The sequence below is a fragment of the Kitasatospora sp. NPDC090091 genome, from assembly GCF_044747365.1.
GTDB lineage: Bacteria > Actinomycetota > Actinomycetes > Streptomycetales > Streptomycetaceae > Kitasatospora.
The window spans coordinates 56,616-77,905 of the sequence record NZ_JBIVDY010000019.1 but is presented as its reverse complement, the minus strand read 5'-3'; the positions used below and the strand labels follow the sequence as shown (position 1 = coordinate 77,905).

19 protein-coding genes are annotated in these 21,290 nt (G+C 75.1%); 9 read left to right on the top strand and 10 right to left on the bottom strand.

The window, feature by feature from the left end:
• The first annotated feature begins 51 nt into the window (after positions 1 to 51).
• Positions 52 to 687: a dihydrofolate reductase gene (locus tag ACIPSC_RS29160; protein WP_400829485.1), complete on the top strand. Its 636-nt coding sequence runs from the start codon at positions 52 to 54 to the stop codon at positions 685 to 687.
• A gap of 16 nt (positions 688 to 703) precedes the next feature.
• Here the strand turns inward: ACIPSC_RS29160 and ACIPSC_RS29155 are convergent, their stop codons facing one another.
• From ACIPSC_RS29155 to ACIPSC_RS29145, 3 genes are all read right to left on the bottom strand, one after another.
• Positions 704 to 1,591, bottom strand: coding sequence for an MBL fold metallo-hydrolase (locus tag ACIPSC_RS29155; protein WP_400829484.1), 888 nt, complete (start codon positions 1,589 to 1,591; stop codon positions 704 to 706).
• Positions 1,592 to 1,858: 267 nt separating this feature from the next.
• The gene (locus ACIPSC_RS29150) at positions 1,859 to 2,491 is read right to left on the bottom strand and encodes a hypothetical protein (RefSeq protein ID WP_400829482.1); all 633 of its coding nucleotides are present in this window, start codon (positions 2,489 to 2,491) and stop codon (positions 1,859 to 1,861) included.
• Between the two features lie 61 nt (positions 2,492 to 2,552).
• Positions 2,553 to 3,347, bottom strand: a complete 795-nt coding sequence (locus ACIPSC_RS29145) for a glycoside hydrolase family 25 protein (RefSeq protein WP_400829480.1) — start codon at positions 3,345 to 3,347, stop codon at positions 2,553 to 2,555.
• 265 nt (positions 3,348 to 3,612) lie between these two features.
• Here ACIPSC_RS29145 and ACIPSC_RS29140 point away from each other — a divergent pair, with 265 nt between their 5' ends.
• Positions 3,613 to 7,620, top strand: coding sequence for a helix-turn-helix domain-containing protein (locus tag ACIPSC_RS29140; protein ID WP_400829478.1), 4,008 nt, complete (start codon positions 3,613 to 3,615; stop codon positions 7,618 to 7,620).
• Between the two features lie 52 nt (positions 7,621 to 7,672).
• On the opposite strand, the gene ACIPSC_RS29135 is transcribed toward ACIPSC_RS29140, so the two are convergent.
• On the bottom strand, positions 7,673 to 8,479 hold the full coding sequence (locus tag ACIPSC_RS29135) for an SDR family NAD(P)-dependent oxidoreductase (RefSeq protein WP_400829476.1): 807 nt from the start codon (positions 8,477 to 8,479) through the stop codon (positions 7,673 to 7,675).
• Positions 8,480 to 8,640: 161 nt separating this feature from the next.
• Here ACIPSC_RS29135 and ACIPSC_RS29130 point away from each other — a divergent pair, with 161 nt between their 5' ends.
• The 4 genes from ACIPSC_RS29130 to ACIPSC_RS29115 all read left to right on the top strand — a co-directional run bounded on the left by ACIPSC_RS29130 (position 8,641) and on the right by ACIPSC_RS29115 (position 12,085).
• Positions 8,641 to 9,498 (top strand): SMI1/KNR4 family protein, encoded by an 858-nt coding sequence (locus tag ACIPSC_RS29130; protein ID WP_400829474.1) that lies wholly within the window; start codon positions 8,641 to 8,643, stop codon positions 9,496 to 9,498.
• A gap of 118 nt (positions 9,499 to 9,616) precedes the next feature.
• On the top strand, positions 9,617 to 10,759 hold the full coding sequence (locus tag ACIPSC_RS29125; protein WP_400829472.1) for a serine/threonine-protein kinase: 1,143 nt from the start codon (positions 9,617 to 9,619) through the stop codon (positions 10,757 to 10,759).
• A gap of 103 nt (positions 10,760 to 10,862) precedes the next feature.
• Entirely contained in the window at positions 10,863 to 11,585 is a 723-nt protein-coding gene (locus tag ACIPSC_RS29120; protein ID WP_400829470.1) for an SMI1/KNR4 family protein, read from the top strand.
• 197 nt (positions 11,586 to 11,782) lie between these two features.
• Positions 11,783 to 12,085, top strand: a complete 303-nt coding sequence (locus tag ACIPSC_RS29115; RefSeq protein ID WP_400829468.1) for a hypothetical protein — start codon at positions 11,783 to 11,785, stop codon at positions 12,083 to 12,085.
• Between the two features lie 69 nt (positions 12,086 to 12,154).
• Here ACIPSC_RS29115 and ACIPSC_RS29110 read toward each other — a convergent pair whose 3' ends face one another.
• From ACIPSC_RS29110 to ACIPSC_RS29095, 4 genes are all read right to left on the bottom strand, one after another.
• Positions 12,155 to 12,568 carry a VOC family protein gene (locus ACIPSC_RS29110; protein WP_400829466.1) on the bottom strand — a complete coding sequence of 138 codons (414 nt, stop codon included), beginning with the start codon at positions 12,566 to 12,568 and terminating at the stop codon, positions 12,155 to 12,157.
• 10 nt (positions 12,569 to 12,578) lie between these two features.
• Positions 12,579 to 13,043 carry a helix-turn-helix transcriptional regulator gene (locus tag ACIPSC_RS29105; protein WP_400829464.1) on the bottom strand — a complete coding sequence of 155 codons (465 nt, stop codon included), beginning with the start codon at positions 13,041 to 13,043 and terminating at the stop codon, positions 12,579 to 12,581.
• An 82-nt stretch (positions 13,044 to 13,125) separates the two neighbouring features.
• A complete protein-coding gene (locus tag ACIPSC_RS29100) occupies positions 13,126 to 13,533 on the bottom strand; it encodes a hypothetical protein (RefSeq protein WP_400829462.1) in 408 nt (135 codons plus the stop codon).
• Between the two features lie 504 nt (positions 13,534 to 14,037).
• A complete protein-coding gene (locus ACIPSC_RS29095) occupies positions 14,038 to 14,331 on the bottom strand; it encodes a hypothetical protein (RefSeq protein WP_400829460.1) in 294 nt (97 codons plus the stop codon).
• 248 nt (positions 14,332 to 14,579) lie between these two features.
• Here ACIPSC_RS29095 and ACIPSC_RS29090 point away from each other — a divergent pair, with 248 nt between their 5' ends.
• The gene (locus tag ACIPSC_RS29090) at positions 14,580 to 16,415 is read left to right on the top strand and encodes a protein kinase (RefSeq protein ID WP_400829458.1); all 1,836 of its coding nucleotides are present in this window, start codon (positions 14,580 to 14,582) and stop codon (positions 16,413 to 16,415) included.
• A 318-nt stretch (positions 16,416 to 16,733) separates the two neighbouring features.
• A complete protein-coding gene (locus tag ACIPSC_RS29085; protein WP_400829456.1) occupies positions 16,734 to 17,153 on the top strand; it encodes a peptidase inhibitor family I36 protein in 420 nt (139 codons plus the stop codon).
• 126 nt (positions 17,154 to 17,279) lie between these two features.
• On the opposite strand, the gene ACIPSC_RS29080 is transcribed toward ACIPSC_RS29085, so the two are convergent.
• Positions 17,280 to 18,716, bottom strand: coding sequence for a PLP-dependent aminotransferase family protein (locus tag ACIPSC_RS29080; protein WP_400829455.1), 1,437 nt, complete (start codon positions 18,714 to 18,716; stop codon positions 17,280 to 17,282).
• A 192-nt stretch (positions 18,717 to 18,908) separates the two neighbouring features.
• On the opposite strand from ACIPSC_RS29080, the gene ACIPSC_RS29075 reads away from it, so the two are divergent.
• Positions 18,909 to 19,691: a metallophosphoesterase gene (locus tag ACIPSC_RS29075; RefSeq protein ID WP_400829453.1), complete on the top strand. Its 783-nt coding sequence runs from the start codon at positions 18,909 to 18,911 to the stop codon at positions 19,689 to 19,691.
• A gap of 52 nt (positions 19,692 to 19,743) precedes the next feature.
• Here ACIPSC_RS29075 and ACIPSC_RS29070 read toward each other — a convergent pair whose 3' ends face one another.
• Positions 19,744 to 21,270, bottom strand: a complete 1,527-nt coding sequence (locus tag ACIPSC_RS29070; RefSeq protein WP_400829451.1) for a SulP family inorganic anion transporter — start codon at positions 21,268 to 21,270, stop codon at positions 19,744 to 19,746.
• Positions 21,271 to 21,290 lie beyond the last annotated feature (20 nt).

Sequence of the window (21,290 nt, the reverse complement as noted above, 5' to 3'; positions counted from 1 at the left end):
GCCCCCGCCGCGGCGGGGGAGCGCCGTCGGTGGTCGGTAGAATCGCCGGTCATGGCGGACCCCCAGGAGGACGACCCGTTCCGACGCGGCGGCGGCCGGCCGCCCGCACCACCCGCCGGTCACGACACGGGCAGCGACACCGGTCACATCACCGGCACGTGTCACACCACCGGCAGCGGTACGACGGTCGGACTGATCTGGGCGCAGACCCTCGACGGTGTGATCGGGGCCGACAACGACATGCCGTGGCGGCTGCCCGAGGACCTGGAGCACTTCCGGGCCACCACGCTCGGCCACCCGGTGGTCATGGGCCGGCGGACCTGGGACGCACTCCCGCCGCGGTTCCGCCCGCTGCCCGGCCGGCGCAACATCGTGGTGACCCGCAATCCGCAGTGGGCGGCCGACGGCGCCGAACGGGCAGGCTCCGTCGGCGAGGCCCTGGAGCTGGCCGCCGGGTCGCCGGCGCCGGCCGCGGCGCAGGTGTGGGTGATCGGCGGCGGGCAGATCTACCGCGCCGCCATGGGGTACGCCACGACGTTGTCGGTGACCGAGATCGACCTGCCGGTGGCGGGCGACACCTACGCCCCGGCCCCGGACCCGGGGTGGAGCGTGGTCGAGGAGCAGGGCTGGCGCTCCTCGGCCACCGGGTTGCGCTACCGGATCCTCAGGTACGACCGCCCCCGGTAGCCGGGCGCACCGCCGCTCAGGACGTGCCGTGGACGATCACGAAGTCGTCGTGGACGTGCCGGCCGGGCCGGCCGTCCGCCTTCTCCAGGGCGTCGCGGATCGCCTGCAGCCGGTCGGCCCCCAGCTGCAGCGGCGGTTCGTCCGGCTGGTAGGTGTACCGGATCGGGTAGTCGACGCCCGGCTCGTTGCTCATCTCGATGTGGCAGCCGAGCACGTGGCTCACCGGGTGCGCGGACGCGAAGGCGACCAGCCGGTCGATCGTCGCGGTGTAGGCGTCCCAGTCGGCGACGTACAGCCGGCCCGGGTAGACGGTGTCGCCGGTGAGCAGGAAGCCGGTGAACGGGTCGTAGTAGGAGATCGCCGCCTCGTGGTGGCCGGGGCCGGGCAGGCAGGTCAGCACCCGGCCGCCGAGGTCCAGCAGGGCCGGCCGGTCGAGGTCGTCGTCCAGGCCCAGGAAGGCACGGACGGTGGCGAGCTCCGCGCCCACCACCACCGTGTCGGGGCGGTCGGCGAACTGCGCGTCCCCCGCGACGTGGTCCCCGTGCCCGTGGCTGTGCAGGACGACCAACCGGTAGCCGGGGCGCGGGTGGCGGTCGAGCCAGCCCGCCACCAGCTCGTCGACGACGCGGCGGAGCGGGAACAGCTCGGGGGACGCGGTGGCGCCGGTGTCCAGCAGCACGGCGCGGTCGTTGCCGAAGAGCAGGAACAGGAACGGCGCCTCGTAGTTCACCGCCATGTTCTGCCGCAGGATCACGGTGTGCTCGTCGTAGTGGTGGACCTGCAGCTCGGGGTCCGTGTTGTGCTTGGCGGACTCGGAGCCGTGGATCCACCGCACGTCGAGCGAGCGCCCCGCGAGGTGAGCGGACGCGTCCGTGAAGTCGATCGGGTGCGGGTCGGGGGTCATGCCGCCTCCTGGTTCCGGTCAGCGCGTCGACGTCCCGTCTGCCCCCCGGCGGACGGGCGCGGCACCCCTGCGGGAGCCACCGGATGCGAACCTACCAGGCGCCTGTGACAGCGCCCGTCCGGGATGTTCGAGGCCTCACGACCCCCGTGCCTGCGCCCCCGTACCTGGCCCCGTGCCCTGTGCTGCTGTGCCGTCCGCGCCCCCGTGCCACCCGCGGTTCCGGGCAGTACGGGGCGCGGGCGGCACGGGCGCGGGCCCGCACGGGCGTCAGTCGGCCAGGTTGACCGGGCGGTAGGCGTGGTAGCCGTCACCGGACTTCAGGCCGTAGCTGTGCGTGGCGTGCCGGGTGCCGACCTTGCCGGCCTGCTCGTAGGACTTGTAGGCGCGCTTGCCGTCCACCCAGCCGTCGAAGATGACGACGTGCCGGTGGTTCGGGTCGTTGCTGTTGGCCTTGATGACCAGGTCGCCCTGGCGCAGGTCCTTCATCGCGATCGGCCTGGTCCAGCCGTCGTTCTTCAGCGACACCGTGTTCGGGCCCGACTTGGGGAGCTTGAGGGCCATCGAGGCGAACCCGGAGCAGTCCTGGCGGTAGCCGTCCTTCCAGGTCTTCTTCTGGCTGTACGGCACGGCCTTGCCCGCGTTGTCCGTGAGCCAGACCCTCGCCCGCCGGATCTCCTCGGCCCGGGTGATCTTCGCGGCCGCGGCCCGCTCGGTCTCCGAGCCGGCGTCGAGGGCCTCACCGCCCTCGTCCTCGGTGTCGAGGACCGGATCGGTGACCTCGGAGACCGCGGCGGGGGAGAGGGCATCGGCGGGCAGCGCGACGGCCGGCCCGGTGAGGACGAGCGAGCCGAGCACGGCGGCGGCGAGGGCGGCGACGGTCGAACGGCGGATGTGCTTCATGGTGGTGCCTCCTGCGGCAGGTGGTGCGGGAAAGGGGTGCGATGGAGCTTCGGACGGGGCGTCAGCCCTGGTGGGCCAGGCGGCGCAGGGCCGCCCGGTCGGCGTGGAAGACACTGGCGTCGACCTTGCCGGGGGTGCCCGGCACCGACGCGCGGTCGCTGTACTGCCAGAAGTCCCAGCCCTTGGCGCCGCGCAGCGGCTCGGGCGGGGTGGTGCCGTAGCGGGCGAGCCAGAGCGGGTAGCCGCTCAGCTCCTCCGTCCCGCCGAGGCACTCGTCGACGAAGTTCTTGCGGGTGTAGACGATCGGCGTGGCGCCGGTGGCCTGCTGCACCCGCTGGAGGAAGGCCTTCACCTGGCCGAGCTGGAGCCGGTGGCCGTCGCTCCGGCACTGTTCGAGGTCCAGCACCGGCGGCAGCTCGCCCGGCCGGGTGCCGGAGAAGCCCTCGCGGTGCAGCACGTCGAGGAAGTGGTCGGCCTGGGCGGTGCCGCCCTGGTCGGCGGTGAAGTAGTGGTAGCCGGTGCGGACCAGGTCCACCGAGCGGGCGCCGGCGAGGTCCCGGCCGAACCAGTCGTCGGTGAAGCCGGTGCCCTGGGTGGCCTTGAGCATCACGAAGGACTGGCCGCTACGGGCGATCGCGGGCCAGTCGAAGGCCTGGTCCTCCTTCGGGCCGTGGTCGCCGTGGTAGCTGTCGATGCCGCGCACCGCGTAGGCGTCCGGACCGGTGCCCGCGGTGCCCGCGGCGCCGGCCGGCGCGGCCGGCCCCAGGGCCGTGGCGCCGACGGCGGACGCCACGACGGCGGCGACGGCCGCCGCCCGGACGGCCCGGTGGGCCTTGCTGCGGAAGCGGAGCTTCACGTCGGGTTCTCCTCTGCTGTGGTTCCGGGGTGGTGACGGAGCGTTCGGTCCGGCGTCGTGCCGGCCGGCGGTTCCGCTGCCCGGTGAGAGCTTCGCCCAGTGGCGGCCCGGCCTGCACCTGTTGCCTGTTGTCGCCCGGCCGGGACATCTCGACAACCCACCTGACCTGCCGTAATCACTCGTGCGAGGGGAATGCCCGACACCGCGTGACCCGCCCGGCGCCCACTCGTTGACGGGTCGGGAGCGAGCGGAGCGGGGGCCGAGGGTGAGCACGGAGAGCGACACGAGGCAGCCGGCCGGGGCCGGATTCGGAACGGTGCTGCGCACGCTGCGCCGCGAGGCAGGGCTCTCGCAGGCCGACCTCGCCGGCCGGGTGCACTACGACAAGAGCCACATCAGCAAGGTGGAGAACGGCGACAAACCGGCCACCGCCGAGTTCGCCCGCGCCTGCGACCGGGCCCTGCGGGCCGGCGGCTCACTGGTCGCGCTGGCGACGCGCGGCCACTGCCCCTACCCGGGCCTCGCGTCCTTCCGGGCGGAGGACGAACGCTGGTTCCACGGCCGCGACCGGGCCCGCGCCGCACTGCTGGGCCTGCTCGCCGAGCGCCAAGCCGACCGCGGCGGCCCCGTCCTGGTGGTCGGTCCGTCCGGCGCCGGGAAGTCCTCGCTGCTGCGGGCCGGCCTGGTGCCCGCCCTGCGGCGCGGCGGCCTGGCCGGCCTCGGCCCCGCCTCCGCCGCCGTCCTCACCCCGACCGGCCGCCCGCTCGACCGGCTCGCCGAACTCGCCGACGGCCCGGACGCCGTGTGGATCGTCGACCAGGCCGAGGAGCTCTTCACCCTCTGCGCCGACCCCGAGCAGCGGCGGGCGTTCCTGGACGCGCTCTGCCGCGAGGCCGGCCCCGAGGGCGGCCGACTGGTCGTGCTGGGGCTCCGCGCCGACCTTTACGGGCACTGCCTGGCACACGACCGCCTGCTGAAGGCCGTCCGGCGCGGCCAGCTGGCCCTCGGACCGATGAACGCCGCCGAGCTGGCCGAGGCGATCACCGGGCCGGCCCGCACCGCCCGGCTGGAGCTCGAACCCGGCCTGCTGGAGCTGATGGTCACCGACCTCGGCCTGGAGGGTGCCGGAACCGCCGGCGCCTACGACCCCGGCGCCCTGCCGCTGCTCGCCCACACCCTGCGCGCGGTCTGGCAGCAGCGCGCCGGACGCTCCCTCACCCTGGCCGGCTACCGGGCGATCGGCGGGCTGCACGGCTCGGTCGCCGCGACGGCCGAGCGCGCCTGGGCCCGGCTGGAGGACGACACGGCGCGGGCCACCGCCCGCCGGGTGCTGCTCCGGCTGGTCCACCTGGGCCCGGACGGCCAGGGCTCGCGCCGCCGGGTCGACCGCGCCGCCCTGGCGGGCAGGCCCGCCTCCGGTCCCGCTGCGCCCGGTCTCGACGCGTCCGCCCCCAGCTCCGGCGCGCCCGGCTCCGGCGCGCCCGGCCCCGCTTCGGACGACCGCGTGCTCGACCAGGTGCTCGCCTCCTTCGCCGACGACCGGCTGCTCACCGTCGACGCGACCGGCGTGACGCTCTCCCACGAAGCCCTGCTGCGCGCCTGGCCGCGCCTGCGTGACTGGGTCGACGAGGGGCGGGCCGGCCTGCGCCTGCACCAGCAGCTCACCCAGGACGCCGAGCACTGGGCCGGGGCCGGCCGGGAGGAGGCACTGCTCTACCGGGGCAGCCGGCTGGAGCTCGCGCGCGAGTGGGCGGCCGAGCCCGCCGGTGAGGAGCTGCTCACCCCCGTCGAGCGGGAGTTCCTGGCCGCCGCGGCGGCCCGTGCCGAGCACGAGCGCAGGGCCGAGCGGCGCCGGGTGCGGACGCTCCGCCACCTGGTGGCGGGGCTCGCCCTGTTGCTGGTGTCGGCGCTGCTCGCGGGCGGCTTCGCCGGGCAGCAGTGGGACCGCGCGACCGTCGCCAACCGCACCAACCTCGCCCGCGCGCTGCTCTCCGACGCGGAACGCAACGCCGGCCGGGACCCGTATGCGGCGATGCTGGAGTCGGTCGAGGCCCGCCGGGTCGCGCTGTCCGGCGGGACCGGTCTGCGGCGGCCGGCCGAGGACGCGGTGCTGAGCACCCAGTCCGAGTACCTCACCGGGCGGATCCCCGGCTTCGCCCTGGGCGTCAACGGGCTGGCGATCAGCCCCGACGGCCGGCTGGTGGCCACCGGCGACTCCCAGGGGCAGGTGGCGCTCTGGGACGCCCGCACCACGGCCCGGGTGGCCGAGCTGCAGGGCCACGACGGCGTGGGCGCGCCCGTGCAGGACGTCAGGTTCAGCCCCGACGGATCGCTGCTGGCCGTGACGGTCACCAAGAAGGAGGGCCTGCGCATCCTGCTCTGGCGGGTCGCCGACCGGCAGCGGCTGCCGTCCCCGGTGATGCCGCAGAGCTCCCCCACCACCACCTCGGCGGCCAAGCGGCTGGCCTTCAGCCGGGACGGCGCCCTGCTCGCGGCCGCCAGCAGCGACGCCGCCCCGCCCGGACACGGGTGCGTCTGGGTGTGGCGCACGGACGCGGGCGCCGCGCCCCCGGTGCGGACGCTGACCGGCCACACGGGGGTGGTCCAGGGCGTCGCCTTCGGACCCGGACACCTGCTCGCCTCCGCGTCCACCGACGGCGACGTGCTGGTCCGGGACTTGGGGGATCTGGGGGACCTCCGGGACGCCGGTCCGTCCCGGGCCCCGGAGGGAGGGGCGACGACGGTGTTCGCCGGGCAGGCCCCGGCGCCGAAGTCGGTGGCCTTCGCCGCGGACGGGCGGCTGCTGGCGGTCGGCGGCGACCGCGGGCACATCCGGCTCTGGCGGCCCCCGGCGGCCGGCGGCCCGGCCCCGGGCTCCCCGGTGCCGTCAGCCCCGCTGCCGGGCACCTCCGGCGCGGACGGGGACGAGCCGCAGACCTCCCCCCGGCGCCACCGGGTGGCCGGGCCCGAGACCGATCACCCCGCCGAGTGGCCGTCCACCGACCTGCCGCCGGCCCACCAGGGCCCCGTCAACGCCCTGGCCCTCACCCCGGACGGAACCACCCTGCTCTCGGCCGGCGCCGACCAGACCACCCGCGTCTGGGACCTGCCCACCGGCCGGGTCGCGGCCGAACTGCGCGGCCACCCGACCTTCGTCCTCAACGTCGCCGTCGCCGACGACGGCCGGACCGTCGTCACCTCGGCGGGCATCAGCTCCCCGCCCGGCAGCGTCCTGCTCTGGGACCTGCACCGCGGCACCGACCTCGCGCCGGGCCCCGACCGACCCGCCGTCACCGCCGTCGCGTCGGCCGGCGACCGCGCGGCGGTCGGCACCGCCGACGGCCGGATCGCCCTCTGGGACGTCGGCGGCCCCGTGCCGCGCCCGGTCACGGTCACCCCGCCCGACGGGCGGCCCGTCACCGCCCTCGCCTTCGACCGCCGCGGCCGCACCCTGGCGGCCGCCCGCGGGGACGGCGCCGTCCAGGTCCACCGCGCCGGGGACGGCACGCGGACGGCCGCCGTCGACGTGGGCAAGGCCCCGACCGCACTGGCGCTCAGCCCCGACGGCACGGCGCTGGCCGTGGGCACGGCCGACGGCCGGCTGTTCACCGGACCGCCGGACGGCACGCCGCTGCGCGCCCGCCCGCTCGACCCGTGCGGTCCGGTGTACGCGGCGGTGTTCCTCGGCGACGGCGCCGAGCTGGCCTTCGCCTGCGACTCGCAGTACGTCCACCTGCTCGCGGTCGCCGACCCGGACGCGGCTGCGCGCAAGAGCGGCATCTATCACAGTGACCACCTGCGCCACCTCGCGGTCAGCCCGGACGGCCGCCTCCTGGCGACGGCCGGGAACGACCGCCTGGTCGTGGTCTGGGACGTCCGCGCCGGCCGGCCGCTGGGCGCCGACCCGAACCACCACGCGGAGCCCGAGGGGGCGGCGCGCACCGTGGGCTCCGACACCGTCCACGCCCTCGCCTTCGCCCCGGACGGCCGCACCGTCGCGGACGTCGGCCACCAGGGCGCGCTGCGGCTCTGGGATCTCGACTCCCCGGCCCCGACGGCGACCCTCACCGGTCCGGGCCTGCCGCTCAACGGGCTCGCCTTCCTCCCCGACGGCCGCGTCCTGACGGGGGGTGACAGCGGCGCCGCCCCCGTCTGGAGCCTCGACCCGGCCGCGGCCGCCGCCGGGGCCTGCGCCGTCGTCCGCCCGCCCCTGCCGCACCGCGACTGGCTCCGCCTCGCCCCCGGCGCCCCCTACCGCCCCACCTGCCCCTGACCCGCCCTCGGGGCGGGTCGGCGTGCCCGGTGGGCCGCTCGGCGGTGGGTCGTCAGTGGCGCGGCTCGATCTTGAAGTCGAAGGCCGTGGTGCCGGGGTCGACGGCGGTGACCCCGCCGTCGACCGTGAGAGCGGCGCCGTTCACGTAGCCCGCCGCGGGGGAGAGCAGCCAGCCGATCGCCGCGGCGACCTCCTCCGGCTCGCCGGGCCGGGCGGCCGGGGAGAGCCGGGTGGCCTGCCGGTAGGCCTCCTCCACGCCGCCGGGGAGCTGCTCGGCGTCGGCGAACCGCGTCATCCGGCGGTCGGCCATCTCCGTGCGCACCCAGCCCGGGCAGACGGTGTTGGCCCGCAGACCGAGGTGGCCGTAGTCGACGGTGAGCGAGCGGCAGAGCTGGAGCAGCGCGGCCTTGGAGGTGGCGTAGGCAGCGCTCCCCGGGCCGTTGCGCAGCGCGGAGACCGAGGCCACCGCCACGACCGAGCCCCGCGACCGCAGCAGGTGCGGCAGTGCGGCCCGCAGCATCAGGAACGGCCCGGTGAGGTTGGTGCGCATCACCAACTCCCAGTCCTCCAGGGTGACATCGCCCACCGCGCCGCCGCGCCCGACGCCGGCGTTGAGAACGAGCCCGTCGAGCCGGCCGAACGCGGACAGGGCCGCCTCCACCAGCGCCGCGACGTCGGCCGGCTCGGTGGTGTCGGACACGTGCGCCACCGCGCCGGTCTCCTCGGCGATCCGCTCCAGCGGCTCGGCGCGCCGTCCGGAGACCACCACGTGGTGGCCCTCGGCCCGCAGCAGCCGGGCGGTCGCGGCGCCGATGCCGGTACCGCCGCCGGTGACGATGACAACGCGCTGGTCGGACATGGGTTCCAGCCTCCGGGAGGGAATCGGTGATCTGTGGACTGACCATCGGATCCTATGCTCACTGCCCGTCAGATCCGGCTGTGGTCCCGCTCCCCCTCCCGTCCGCCTGTCACCCCGGCCAGGTAGCGTCCTCACGACTGCCGATCCACCCCGGGGGACCGATGACCGACCTGCCCGACCTGCCTGACCTGCCCGTACCGACCGCCCTCACCGGCTCCACCGCCGCCGAGAGCCCCGCTGCCGCCAAGGGCCCGACCGCCGCCGAGGCGGTCGCGGTGTTGCGGCGCGTGGCGGCGGCCTCCGGTGGACTGGTGACCCTCGACCCCGGCATCGAGGACGCGCGCCTGGACGCCTGGCCGGTCGTCGTGCCCGAGGAGATCCGGGTGCTGCTGCGGTCGGTCGGCGGCGTCCGGATGATCGTCTCCCGGTCTCCCGTGAACGGCTTCGAGTCGATCGACCACGTGGACCTCGACCACGCCTACAACCACGGCCACTATGCCGGTGGCAGCACCGGTTGGTACTTGGAGCACGCGGGCGGCCCGGGCACCCACTGGTTCGTCTTCACCGACCACGGCGACGGCCACGTCTACGTGGACGTCGACCGGGAGAGCGGCGCGTGGGGGCCGGTGTTCATGTTCTGGGACGCCACCGACACCGTCCGTGTCGCGCCCTCCCTGTCGGCCTGGCTCCACCACCTGGCCCGCTGCCTGGAACGGGCCCTCGCCGAGAGCCCGGCCGACGACGTCCGAGCCTTCGGCATGCGGCTGGGCGCCCTCTGGCCCGACGGGGAGGACCGGCCCGTGGATCTGGAGTCGACGACCGCAGCCGAGGTGCGCGTGGGAGCCGACCCGCTCCTGAGAGCGGCGGCGGCCGAACTGCCCGACGACGCCCGGCTCGTGGACCTGCGGTCGGTGACCGGCCCGGTCCGCGTCGAGTTCGACCTGCCCGCGGCGACATGCCGCTACGGCCGCCACGCCGAAGGGAGTGTGCTCACCGCCACGCCCTGGGACGGCGAGTAGGGCCGCGGTGGACGACATCGGGCCCGACGCCGCACGATCCGATCGCCGACAATCGCCCACGTGTTCCCAAATGCTGCTTGTCTGGCGGGAATTGGAGGCGGCGCCCTAGGGTGGCCGCATGCAAGCCTCCGGTGTGTCGCCCTTCGGTCTGATCATGGTCGTCGTCATCGTCCTGGCCGTCGTCATCGTGGTCCGAGCGGTGCTCGCGGGAAGGAGGCGGCGGCGGCGCCTCGACGCTGCCGCCGCGGTGCCGCCCGTCCTCCCGTCGGTGGCCCACCCCCGGGCGCCGGCGTACGTTCAGCCGCAGGCCGACAGTGGTGTGGCCGCCGCACCGGTCGCGCCGTTCGTACCCTCGGCACCCGCCCCGACGGTCGCGCACCAGCCGATGTACCAGGGCGAGCCGCGGGCGATCGGCGGGTACCACCTGCTCGGCCGGATCGGCTCCGGCGGGATGGGCACGGTGTACCTGGCCCGGCGGGAGGGCGCCGCGACGCAGGTGGCGCTGAAGACCATCAACCTCGAACTGCTCGACAACGCAGAGCTGTTGCGCCGCTTCGAGCGCGAGGCGGAGGTGCTGGGCATGGTCTCCGGCGCCTACACCGCCCGCGTCCTCGACGGCGGGGTGGACGGCGGACGGCCGTACCTGGTGATGGAACTGCTGGACGGTCGGCCCCTGGATGCCCATCTGCGCGAGCAGGGCCCGATCCGCTCCCCGGAGGCGCTGCGCGCCCTGGCACTCGCGCTGGCCGTGGCCCTGGCCGGGGTGCACCGGCTCGGCCTGATCCATCGGGACCTCAAGCCGGCCAACATCATGCTGACCACCGCCGGGCCGCGCCTGCTCGACTTCGGAATCGCCGCGCTGGTGGACGGCACCAGGCTCACCATGGCCGGCGGCGGTCCGGGCACGCTCACCTACATGGCGCCCGAACAGTTCGGCGACGAGCGGGTCGGCACGGCCGCCGACGTCTGGGCCTGGGCCTGCTGCGTGGTCTGCGCCGCGCACGGTGCCAGCCCGTTCGCGGCGACCAGCACCGGCGCGGTGATCCGGCGGATCGTCGACACCGGCCCGGAACCCGCCGCACTCGCGGCCGTTCAGGCCCTGGACCCCGCGCTGGCCGCCGCCGTGGCGCGTGCGCTCACCGCCGACCCGGCGGGCCGCCCCGCCGACGGCGCGGCCCTGCTGGAACTGCTGACCGCCCACCCCGCCCCGGTCCCCGTGCAGGACCAGATCACCCAGGGCTGGCGCACCCTCGCGCTCTGAACCGCCACGGTGCAGGACCGCCGCGCGGACGGCACCGCGACTGGGCTAGGTCCTCTCTTTCGGATCACGTCTGTCTGGCGTGATCCGAAAGAGAGGGCCTAGCGTGGCCGACGTGATCACCGCCGACTCCCTGCTCGCCCGCCTGCACGGGCTCGCCGACCGGGTGCCGTTCGACCTCGCGCTACGCCCGGGCGAAGCGCCCGGGGCGCCCGGGGCGCCCGGGGCGCCCGCGGGCCTCCCCTTGCCGGTGCCCGCCGTCGAGCGTGAACTGCTCGGCAGGCTGGGCGGGTTCGCCGTTCCGCCGGTCGAGTTCGTGCTGACCGGGCACCCGCGCCAGGGGAGCGGGCAGGGCCTGCCGGAGCGGCGGTGGGTGGTGTCGGACGACGGCGGTGGCGGGCTGACCTGGGTCGACATCGCGGCGGACGGCGGCTGGGGCCAGGTCCTCATGCAGTACCGGGAGGGCGGGCTGTACGTCCAGGCCGGCTCGCTGACCGAGTGGCTGGACCGACTGGTCACCACCGCCGAGGAGTTGGTGGACGACACCGGCTTCGACGAGGGCGTTCAGCCCTACGCCGACGACTTCTGGGACGCCCTGTACCCGGACGGTCCCGACCTGCCGCTGCCACGTGCAGGGGCGCTCCGGGCCGCCGATGCGGACCCGGTGGTCGCAGAACTGGCCCGCCGGGTCCCGGACGCCGCGCCGGTGGCCGACCTGCGCGGCGCTCCGCCGGGGAGCCGGGCCCGCTTCGACCGGGTGTGCGGTCCGTACCGGCTGGAACGCGCCGCCGGCGGGGCGGTGTTCGCCGCGGTGCCCCGGGAGGACTGATCGCGCAATTGCGGGTGGTTGGGGGCGTGCGAGAGCTTGACGCGCGCCCCGTCAAGCTCCCCAGTGCCCCTTCATCCCCGCCATGCCGAACCGATTCTGCGTGGCGCTCGCATGAAGTGACCTTCCTCGCGGGCACACTGACCCGAAGTCATCGGACCGATCGATCTCGGATCGCATCACGGGCAAGGGGGACGGGAATGGACGACGAACTGAAGGCGATCGTCGACGCGGTTCGCGAGGTGGAGAAGCTGGCGCGCGAGTCGGTCGTGACCCCGGCACGCGGCAACCGTGGGCCGGTGCAGCGGGAGCAGGAGGCGACGGTCCTCGACGCGGCCGCGTCGCTGGTCGAGCTCGCCCGGGAGTTCGTCGACCTCTACTACCCGCACCGGATGGCCACCGCCGACGCCCGCGGCGCCGTCAACGTCGTCCGGAACGGACTCGGCGACCTGGCCGAGCGGCTCCGTACGGCAGGCGAACGGCCCGGCGCCGCCGGGGCCTGAGAGCCCGGCTGGTGCGGGGCCGATGGGTGGTGCGGGCCGACAGGTGGGAGGAGGGCAGCGGCCGCTTCCTCAGGCCTTGGCCTTCTGCTGGATCCGCACCATGTTGCCCGAGGGGTCGCGGAACGCGCAGTCGCGCGGCCCCCAGGCCTGGTCGATGGGCTCCTGGAGGACCTCGGCGCCGGAGGCCGCCCGGACCCGCTCGAAGGTCGCGTCGACGTCGTCGGTGCTGAAGACGGTCATCGGCAGGACGCCCTTGGTCAGCAGTTCCTGGAGGGCGTCGCCGTCGGCCCGGGAGCGGCCGGCATGCGGCTCGGAGAGCACGATTTCGACGCCGGGCTGGTCCGGGCTGCCGAGGGTGACCCAGCGGTGCTCGCCGGAGGCGACGTCGTTGCGGACGTCGAGGCCGAGCGCGTCGCGGTAGAAGGCGAGCGAGTCGTCCAGGTCGTTGACGGTGATGTGGCAGTAGTGCAGTGCGATGGTCATGTCGCCCACGTTAGGTCGCGGCCATGGGGCCCGCTTCTCGAATCCTGCTCGGCTCGGCCGGTCGCTTCCGCACCGGCCGCTTCCGCACCGGCCGGGTGTGCACCTTGGCCACGCACGCGGGCATCGCCGTGACGGCCCGGTGCTCCCGGGCACGGTAGGCGCTCGGCGTCTCGCCGACGAGCTCGGTGAACCGCGAGCTGAACGACCCGAGGGAGGTGCAGCCGACCGTCATGCACGCGTCGGTCACGCTCGTGCCCGCGCGCAGCAGGGCCATCGCCCGCTCGATCCGGCGGGTCATGAGGTAGCTGTAGGGCGTCTCGCCGTAGGCCGCCCGGAACCGCCGGGAGAAGTGCGCCGGCGACATCAGCGCGCGGCGGGCCATCGTCGGCACGTCGAGCGGACGTGCGTACTCCCGGTCGATCAAGTCCCGCGCGCGCCGCAGGTGCGCAAGGTCGGCGAGCTCCTCGGGGGTCATGGTTCGACGCTACCACCGGCCCCCGAAACGGCCCCCACCTGCGGAAAGGGGCCGCATGCGGGGGCGGTGGGGAGCGGGGCGGTCACGCGCAGTGCAGCACCACCCGGGCGCAGTGGGCGTCGATCCGGGCACCGCGCCGGCGCAGGCGGGCCTCCTGGCTCCCGGCGCGGACGGCGGCGGTGGCGATGGCCGTCGGGACGGTGGCGGCCCGGACGGCGAAGGTCTGGCTGCCGGTGGTTCCGTCCGCGGTCCTGGTCGGCATGGTGACCAGCCAGAGCGGCAGCACGGGTGTGTAGACGCCGTGGTCCGCGGCGGTACAGACGGGGTCGGCGGGCGGTGCGTCCGGCGCGGGCACGCCGGCGGCCGCGAAGACGGCCGCAGCCGGTGAGACTGCGACCGGTGAGACTGCGGCCGGGGCGGCAGCGGCCGGGGATACGGCGGCGGAGGCCGTGTGCGCGTCGGTACGCGCGTAGCAGGGGTCGAGTGCCATGGAGGCGGCTCCTGGTGCAACGGATCGGCCGGCCCGGTGGGGGGACCGGGCCGTGCGGCCGGGCTGCCGGGGCCGCGGTCGCAGGCGCGCCAGTGGGGACGGCGGGCCTGCCCGGGCGCGGGCAGAGGCCTTGCTGGGTTCGGCCGTCGGAGGCGATCGGAGGGTCGCTCGTGCCGCTGCGGGCCTTTCGGCCCGAGGGTGGCGGGCCTGCTCCGGCGGTCCCGGGCCGTGGGCCAGGGGCGACCGAAGTCTCTGCAGGGCACGATAACCCGATCCGGCGGCCTGAGCCCGCAAGCCGCCGCGCCGCGGACCATTCCGTGACCGCGCGCAGCTGGGATCTCACCGGGCGCGTTCGACGGCGCCGTGCCGCGCCGCGTCGCAGCGCCGCGACGGCCGGCCCGGACGTCGGCCCCGACCCGCGCCGGACGCCGGCCCGCCATCGCGCCGGAAACGGCGAGGCCCCCCGCCCGGGAACCGGGTAGGGGGCCTCGCCGCGCTCGTGGCTCAGCAGCGGACGCTGCGCTCGCAGTCGAGGTAGCGCTTGATCTGCGCCTCGATCGCGCGGGCGCGGGCGTCCACCTTGTCGGCCTCGGCGTAGAGGCCCACGTGGCGCAGCGTGGCGGCCTGCTGGCGCAGCTTGGCGACCTGGTTCCGAAGTTCCTGGATGTTGACCGTGACGGCGCCGCCGGCGGCTACGGCCTGGACGCCGGACTGGGTGGCGGCCGGGGCGGCCTGGGCCGGTGCGGCGGCGAGGAGCAGGCCCCCCGCGACCACGGTGGAGACGGCGAGTGCGGACATGCGTCGCAGCATGTTTCCCCCTTGTTCTCTTGCTGTTCTTCTGTGCAATGGCCATCCGTCGAACTGATGACCGGTCAGTAGTGTAAAGGCTTGCGTCCGATGATCGGACACCGTGCTCCGGAGCACGGTCGCGGACGCCCCCGCGACGACGCCGGGCCCCGCGCCGATTCCGCGTCCGACCCGCGCCGACCCCGTCGAGAGCGGGCCATCGGCGCACGTCGTCGGTACGGACCTCTACGATGTCCGCCATGAACCCTGGGGGGCCGCAGCCGCGGCTGATCGACGGCCGCTTCGAACTGCTGGAACGCCTTGGCGGCGGCGGCATGGGCCTGGTCTGGCGCGCCCGCGACAACGCGCTGTACCGCGAGGTCGCGCTGAAGGAGGTGCGACCGCCGGACCCGGCGATGGCCGCCGCCGACCCCGACGGCGCCAACGAGCTCCGCGAACGCGTGCTGCGCGAGGCCCGCGCGCTCGCCCGGCTCCAGCACCCGAACGTCGCCGTCATCCACCACATCGTCGACACGCCCGAGCACCCGCACCCCTGGCTGGTGATGGAGCTGGTCAGCGGCGGCAGCCTCGCCGACCGGATCGCCCGCGGTCCGCTCACCGTCCCCGAGGCGGCCCGGATCGGCCGGGGCGTTCTGGCCGCGCTGCGCGCCGCCCACGCGGCCGGCATCCAGCACCGCGACGTGAAGCCCGGCAACGTCCTGCTCCGCCCCGACGGCACCCCGGTCCTCACCGACTTCGGCATCGCCGCCATGCAGGACGCCACCGCCCTCACCGCGACCGGCGCGCTGATCGGCTCGCCCGAGTACATCGCCCCCGAACGCATCCGCGGCGAGGAGGGCAATCCGTCCTCCGACCTGTGGTCGCTCGGCATGATGCTGTACGTCGCCGTCGAGGGCCACCACCCGCTGCGCCGCGCCACCACCCTCGCGACTCTGGCGGCCGTCCTCGACGAGCCGCTGCCGCCGCCCAGCCGTTCGGGCGGGCTCGGCCCGGTCCTGGCCGCCGTCCTGGCGCGTGACCCCAAGCTGCGCCCGGACGCCGACCAGCTCGACCGGGCGCTCGCCGCCGCCGAGCAGGGCGCGGCCCCGGCCGCCCAGGCCGGCCCGGCCTGGGCGCCGACCTTCCTGGACACCCCGCGCCCGGGCGGCGCCGTGCCGGCCCCGCCCGGCGTCTTCGGCCCGCCGCCCGGCGACGTGCCCTCCCACCCCGCGCCGACCGGCGGCGTGCCGACCGGGGCGTGGCCGGCCCAGGGCCCGGCCCACCCGACCGGTTCGACGTACCCGATCGGCGCGGTCGGCCCCGTCGACCTGATGGGCCCGACCCGCGCCACCGATCCCGCCGCCGCACCCCGCCCGGCGAAGCGCGGTCGCACGGTCGCCGCGGTCGCCCTCGGGGTCGCCACCGTGGCAGTGGCCGGCGTCCTCGTCTGGTCGCTGAGTCCGGACGACGACGCCAAGGGCAAGGGCGCCCAGGGCACCGGCGGCCCGGCCGCTTCGAGCCCTGCAGCGGGATCGGGCAGGACGGCCGATCCGGCCGGGTCGGCCGACACCGCCGCCCCTTCGGCCGGTCCGGCCACCCCGTCGTCGGCCAAGTCGTCCGCGGCCGGGTCGGGAGGCGGCGCCAACACCCCGGCCCCGACGGACCTTCTCACCCCCGACGGCGTCCGCGCGGTGGTCGCCGCGGTGACCGCCCAGGCCGGCAAGTCGACCGTCAAGGACCTCACCGTCTATCCGGGTTACGCGATGGCCCAGGTGCCGACCGCCGACCCGCGCGCCTACGAGTGGTTCGACTACCGGGACGGCAAGGCCACCCGCCGCACCCCGGGGGGCCCGATGCTCTCCAGCAAGACCGTCGACCTCACGAAGTACGACTGGAGCGTCATCCCCGCCCTGCTGAAGAAGGCCGAGGAGACCCTCAACGTCCCCAGCCCGACCAGCAGGTATCTGATCATCGGGCCCGACATGTCCGACGGCACCCCGACCATCCGCGTCTACCTCTCCAGTGCCAACAGCATCTCCGGCTACCTCGAAGCGGACGTCACCGGCAAGGTCAAGCGGACATTTCCCGCTGGGTGACCCACACCGGACCAAAGCCGAATACGGAGACAGGCCTGCCCGGCCGCGCCACGGAGTATGCCGGCGAGATGCCGGCCGCCTGGGCAAAGCGAATTGACGGTGATTCGCTACGGGTTCGGGCTCCGCGGGTCCAGTGACGGAACGTGGAGATCTGCCGGCCTTGTGGTCGGGTGGGGGGAACACGGCGTCAGGACCGGTACAGTTGCGCTCACTTGTGGTCGTGCCGTCCCGTTGAGGCACGAGCAGTCTTGCTGAAGCGAGAGGATCGCCATGCTGTTGAAGCGAGTTGCCACTCTTGGAGCCGCGACGCTCCTGTTGGTGGGTACCAATCTGGTCATATCGAGCCAGGCGCAGGCGGCGCCCGACTACGCCTCGGCGCTGGATGGCTGGTGTGACCAGGGCGAGGTCTGTTTCTACTACAACTCGAACAATGCGGGGGCCATTTTCGATGTGAACTTCAGTATTGCGAATTACGGCTTCCCTGTCGGTGATCAGACGTATGCGAAGTTCGTCTGCAGCAAGCGGGCTCGGGGGGATGGCCCGCTTTGCAATGGTGCCGGGCAGCGGGTGTGGAACAACGCGGCATCCGTATACAACAACAGCGGTTGTGATGTTGTTGTCTACTACAACTCCAACTATGACCTGAGCAATGCGTATCAGGTGATCCCTCGGTGGGGTTGGGCGAATCTCAGCTCGACCATGAAGAACCAGAACGCATCGCACAAGTTCCTCTGCTGACACTTCAGGGGGAACCCGCATGCCGGGTGACTCGTACTCCTGTGGAAGCGAGCGGCCCCGAGATCTGGCGGGGATCTCCGGGGCCGGCCGGACGGGCCTGAGCCGCGGCCGTGCGGTGACGCCGTCTCAATCCCCGCTGCGGAGCCCCGGCCGGCGCTCGTCCGGGTCGGCGGACGCCAGCACCGTGCAGAGGGCGTCGAGTGCGGGCGGGTAGCCGCGGTCGGACGGCGCGGCGAAGCCGACCAGCAGGCCCTGCGGACGGCCCGCCGGGTCGTGGTGGAGCTCGGTGAGCCCGCGCAGGGCGAGGCCCCGCTCGGCGCAGGCGGGCAGCAGCCGCTCCTCACCGGGACCGTCGGCCGGGAGCGTGACCAGTGTGTGCAGGCCGGCCGGAACGCCGTGGGCGGTGTGGCCGGGCAGGGCCGCCACCCGGTCGAGGAGGAGCTCGCGCCGCCGGCGGTAGCGCAGGCGGGCGGCGCGGATGTGGCGGTCGTAGGCGTGCGTGGCGATCAGCTCGGCGAGGACGAGCTGGCCCAGCGTCTCGGTGTAGAGGTCGGCCTGCTGCTTGGCCTCGACCACCGCGCCCACCAGCCGGGGCGGCAGCACCAGCCAGGCCAGGCGCAGGGCCGGGCCGAGGGTCTTCGATGCTGTCCCGCAGTGGACGACCCGGTCGGGGGCGATGCCCTGGAGGGCGCCGACGGGCCGGCGGTCGTAGCGGAACTCCCCGTCGTAGTCGTCCTCGACGATCAGGCCGCCGGTGGAGCGCGCCCATGCGCAGACGGCCTGGCGGCGGCGCGCGCCGAGCGGAACGCCCGTCGGGTACTGGTGGGCGGGGGTGAGGACCGCGGCGTCCGTCCGCCCGGTGAGCGCGTCCGTGCGTGCGCCGTCGGCGTCCACGGGCAGGGGGAGGACGGTGAGACCGGCGCGCCGGACGACGTCCCGGTAGGAGTTGTGGCCCGGGTCCTCCATGGCCGCGGTGCGGGCGCCGGCGGCGGCCAGTGCGGAGCCGAGCAGGCCGAGGCCCTGGTAGTAGCCGGAGGTGATCACGATGCGGTCCGGTGTGGTGATCACACCGCGGGTGCGGCCCAGGTAGTCGGCGAGTGCCGTGCGCAGCTCGATCCGGCCCTGGGGGTCGCCGGCGGCGAAGGCGTCGGGGCGGGCCCGGGTGAGGACTCGTCGGGTGGCGGCGAGCCAGGCCCGGGTGGGGAAGGCGCTGACGTCCGGGTGCCCGGGGCGGAGGTCGTGCCGGGGCCCTGCCGGCGCGGGGGCGGGCAGGGTGGCGGCCTCGCCGGGCGGCTGCGGCAGGGCGGCCACCCTGGTGGCCGCGCCGGGCCGGGTGACCAGGTGACCCTCCTCGGCCAGCTGGTCGTAGGCGGCGGTCACCGTGCCCCGGGAGAGCCCGAGCTCCCCGGCCAGCCCGCGGGTGGACGGCAGGAGCGCTCCGGGGGCCAGGCGCCCTTCCCGGATCGCTGTTCGCAGTGCCGACTCCAGCCCGGCGCGCCGCCCGTTCGCCGCGTCGAGGGTGATGTGCAGGTCGAGACGCGAGCTGGACCAGGAATTCGGCATGGAACTGGATCTTATGCCTGGTCCGGTCGCCTTCTACGGTCGCTCTGAGCACAGACCGTCCGAGCGCAGGCCGCGCCGCTCCGAGTACAAGCCGCTCCGAGTACAAGCCGCTCCGAGTACAAGCCGCTCCGAGTACAAGCCGCTCCGAGCACAGGCCGCGCCGAGCCGGACCGAGACGAAGGGACCTCCGCGGTGATCGTCATCGCCCACCTCAGCGACATCCACATCGACAGCGGGCCGCGCAGCCTGGACCGCACCCAGGCGGTCATGGACCACCTCGAAGCCCTCCCCTACGACCTGGACGCCGTCCTGGTCACCGGGGACATCGCCGACCACGGCCTGCCCGCCGAGTACGAGCGGGCGCGGGCGGTGCTGACCTCCCGGCACCCGGTGCTGGTCTGCCCCGGCAACCACGACGAGCGCGCAGCCTTCCGCCGGCACCTGCTCGGCGAGCCGGATTCCGCGGACGCGGCGGCGCCGATCAACCACGTACACCGCGCGGACGGCTTCGTCCTCGCCCTGTGCGACTCCTCGGTGCCCGGCAAGGACGAGGGCTTCCTCGCGGACGAAACGCTGGCCTGGCTGGAGGAGACCCTGGCCGACACCCCCGGCGACGTGCCCGTGCTGGTGGCCTTCCACCACCCGCCGGCCCTGCTGCACCAGCCGTTCATCGACGGCCTGCGCCAGTTCGGGGCGGAGCGGCTCGCGGTGCTCGCGGACCGTCACCCCCGGATCGCGGCCTTCCTCTGCGGGCACGCCCACACCCCGGCGGCGACCACCTTCGCCGGCCGGCCGCTGCTGGTCGCGCCGGGCGTCGTCTCCACCCTCCGGCTGCCCTGGGAGCACCGCGCCCACCCCGAGGACCACGTCCACCTCGACCAGCCGCCCGCGCTCGCCTTCCACGTCCTCGACGACGAGGGCCGGCTGACCACCCACTACCGCTGCGTCGTCCCGGACGGCCCGGGCCAGCACTGACGGAGCCCGGTGTCCGGGGGGACGGCCGCCCCCCGGACACCGGGCCGTACGCTCAGACGCCGGCCGGCACCCGGACCACCGCGGCCTCGCCGAGCCGGTTGTGCCGCTCCTCCCAGGACTCCAGCGCGCTCCGGCAGGCGTGGTCGAGGTGGCGGAGCCCGGTCAGGTCGAGGTGGACGATCCGGTCGGTCGGCAGCTGCTCCAGGGCGTCCAGGAGCCGGGGCAGCCGCAGGAAGGTGGCGTTGCCGGCCAGGGTGACCGCGACCGTCCCGTCGGACCGCTCGTCGACGTCGACGTGCAGGTGCGAGGTGTCCCAGGCGCTCTTCAGCACCGACAGCAGCAGGCCGAGCAGCACCCCTTCGAAGAGGTTGGTCGCCACGACGGCGACCGCCGTGACCACCAGGATCAGCGCCTCCCCGCGGTGCGCCCGCCAGAGCGGCACGAGCGCCTTGACCGGCACCAGCTTGGCCCCCGCGTGCACCAGCACGCCGGCCAGCGCGGCGAGCGGGATGACCGAGAGCGCGGCCGGGAGGAACGCTGCGAACAGCAGCAGCCACAGGCCGTGCAGCACGCGCGAGGCCTTGGTCCGCGCCCCGGCCTGGACGTTGGCCGCGCTGCGGACGATGACGGCGGTCATCGGCAGCGCACCCAGGACGCCGCAGACGGTGTTGCCGACGCCCTGGGCGACCAGCTCCTTGTCGTAGTGCGTGCGCGGGCCGTCGTGCAGCCGGTCCACGGCCGCGGCGCTGAACAGGCTCTCGGCGGAGGCGATCAGGGCGAAGGCGACGACCGTCCCCAGGACGCCGAGGCTGCCGAGCGCCGCGAGTTCGGAGCCGCCGGGGAGGCTGATCACCCCGGCCAGGCCGGCGACCTCGACCTTGGCCACCGCCAGGTCGAACAGGGCGGTGACGGCGGTCGCCGCGGCGACCGCGGCCAGCGGCGCGGGCACCGGCCGCACCCGCGCCGGCAGCCGGGGCCAGAGCACCAGGACGGTCACGGTGCCGGTGCCGATCGCGGCGGCGGTGAGCCCCTGCGACGAGGTCGCGGTGTCGAGGAGCAGGCGCGGCAGGCCGGCGAGCTTGCCCAGGCCGTCCTTGGGCGCCTTGGCGTCGGCCATCGCGTAGAGCTGGCCGGCGATCAGGACGAGGCCGATCCCGGCCAGCATGCCCTGGACGACCGAGACGGAGATGGCGCGGAACAGGCGGCCCAGCCGCAGTGCGCCCATCGCGATCTGGAGCAGCCCGGCGGCAGCGGTGATCACGCCGAGGGCGGCCAGGCCGTGTTCCTGGACGGCGGCGAACACCAGGACGGTCAGCCCGGCGGCCGGCCCGGAGACCTGGAGGCTGCTGCCCGGCAGCAGACCGGTGAGCAGTCCGCCCACGATCCCGGTGACCAGGCCGAGTTCGGCGGGGACTCCGGAGGCGACGGCCACGCCGACGCAGAGCGGCAGCGCGACCAGGAAGACGACGAGGGAGGCGGCGAGGTCGGTCCGCAGGGCGGAGAGCCCGGGCGGGCGGGAGCGGCCCGGCGGGCCGGGGGAGCGGTCGGCGGCGGGCCGGAGGGCAGGACGGTGAAGCATCGGGTCCTCGGTCGGGTGAC

Bases quoted from the DNA above. Each gene is read 5' to 3' on its own strand.
- ACIPSC_RS29130 (WP_400829474.1), top strand. From the start codon at position 8,641: ATGACCGACCTGCCCGACCTGCCTGACCTGCCCGTACCGACCGCCCTC.
- ACIPSC_RS29125 (WP_400829472.1), top strand. From the start codon at position 9,617: ATGCAAGCCTCCGGTGTGTCGCCCTTCGGTCTGATCATGGTCGTCGTC.
- ACIPSC_RS29115 (WP_400829468.1), top strand. From the start codon at position 11,783: ATGGACGACGAACTGAAGGCGATCGTCGACGCGGTTCGCGAGGTGGAG.
- ACIPSC_RS29090 (WP_400829458.1), top strand. From the start codon at position 14,580: ATGAACCCTGGGGGGCCGCAGCCGCGGCTGATCGACGGCCGCTTCGAA.
- ACIPSC_RS29155 (WP_400829484.1), bottom strand. From the start codon at position 1,591: ATGACCCCCGACCCGCACCCGATCGACTTCACGGACGCGTCCGCTCAC.
- ACIPSC_RS29110 (WP_400829466.1), bottom strand. From the start codon at position 12,568: ATGACCATCGCACTGCACTACTGCCACATCACCGTCAACGACCTGGAC.
- ACIPSC_RS29135 (WP_400829476.1), bottom strand. From the start codon at position 8,479: ATGTCCGACCAGCGCGTTGTCATCGTCACCGGCGGCGGTACCGGCATC.
- ACIPSC_RS29080 (WP_400829455.1), bottom strand. From the start codon at position 18,716: ATGCCGAATTCCTGGTCCAGCTCGCGTCTCGACCTGCACATCACCCTC.
- ACIPSC_RS29100 (WP_400829462.1), bottom strand. From the start codon at position 13,533: ATGGCACTCGACCCCTGCTACGCGCGTACCGACGCGCACACGGCCTCC.
- ACIPSC_RS29105 (WP_400829464.1), bottom strand. From the start codon at position 13,043: ATGACCCCCGAGGAGCTCGCCGACCTTGCGCACCTGCGGCGCGCGCGG.
- ACIPSC_RS29160 (WP_400829485.1), top strand. From the start codon at position 52: ATGGCGGACCCCCAGGAGGACGACCCGTTCCGACGCGGCGGCGGCCGG.
- ACIPSC_RS29095 (WP_400829460.1), bottom strand. From the start codon at position 14,331: ATGTCCGCACTCGCCGTCTCCACCGTGGTCGCGGGGGGCCTGCTCCTC.
- ACIPSC_RS29070 (WP_400829451.1), bottom strand. From the start codon at position 21,270: ATGCTTCACCGTCCTGCCCTCCGGCCCGCCGCCGACCGCTCCCCCGGC.
- ACIPSC_RS29150 (WP_400829482.1), bottom strand. From the start codon at position 2,491: ATGAAGCACATCCGCCGTTCGACCGTCGCCGCCCTCGCCGCCGCCGTG.